This is a genomic window from Vibrio crassostreae 9ZC13 (assembly GCF_000272045.2).
GTDB lineage: Bacteria > Pseudomonadota > Gammaproteobacteria > Enterobacterales > Vibrionaceae > Vibrio > Vibrio crassostreae_C.
In genome coordinates this window covers 393,003-393,948 of the sequence record NZ_AJYZ02000042.1, presented here as the reverse complement: position 1 = coordinate 393,948, position 946 = coordinate 393,003, and the positions used below count along the sequence as shown (strand labels likewise).

Here is a 946-nt window from a genome sequence, read left to right as displayed (position 1 = left end):
TAAGTACCACATAAGTGTGGCAGATCCTCGGTAGGGGGAATCCATGTCATTCGTTATGTTCTATGCTGAAAGTTGTTGAGTATTGGCAAAGGGTTTACGTATGACATTTTATGATTGGTTAGGTACTACTAAGTTAGCGCCTTCTACAGTTGAAGATTACTTTTACTGTATTAAATCAAAAATCAGTGACTGGGCAAATGAGCATAAAGTTACCGATAAAAACCTGTTACAAGTTACTGATTGGAATGAGTGGATTGATATTGAAAAAGGAATAAATTCAATACCCATTTATAAGTCATGGAATGAATCAGCTCACAACAAATATAGTAGCGCTCTCAAATGGTATAAAAGCTATTTGCATGACCTAAAGCAAGCTAATTCTATATCAGGTGATATTAAGGAAGTGTATGAGTCCAGTAGGGATAGTACAGTCAAAGCACGTTTAGTTGATGCTCGGCTTGGACAGGGGAAATTTAGAGATGCGCTAATATCATTGTGGGGCTCGTGTAGTGTTAGTAATTATGGCTTAAGCAATATGCTTGTAGCATCCCACATTAAACCGTGGCGTGTGGCAACAGATCTTGAGAGACTAGACCCTTACAATGGATTGTTATTGATACCTAACTTAGACAAGGCTTTTGATAGTGGCTTAATAAGTTTCGATGACAAAGGAAAAATTCTTATCTCCAATGCTTTAAGTGACCCAGAAAAACTTGGCATCAATACTGAGTTAAAGGTCTCCCTACATTCAGAAAATAAAGAGTATCTCTCTTATCATCGTGAGAACGTGTTTAGACGAACATAACAAGCAATTTAAGAGGGATTCACAACGCTTGGCACTTTTGCTTCTACTTCAAATTTAGTGTTTATGACACAATGCTTTAGGTATGGGTAGTGGCGTTGTTCACCCCTTAATTGGGCTACATGGACTCCCTCTTTTGTCAAT

At 37.8% G+C, this 946-nt stretch carries 1 protein-coding gene; it reads left to right on the top strand.

The features are described from left to right. Positions 1-100 precede the first annotated feature (100 nt). A complete protein-coding gene (locus A136_RS20520; protein WP_017064048.1) occupies positions 101-805 on the top strand; it encodes an HNH endonuclease in 705 nt (234 codons plus the stop codon). The last annotated feature ends 141 nt before the right edge of the window (positions 806-946 follow it).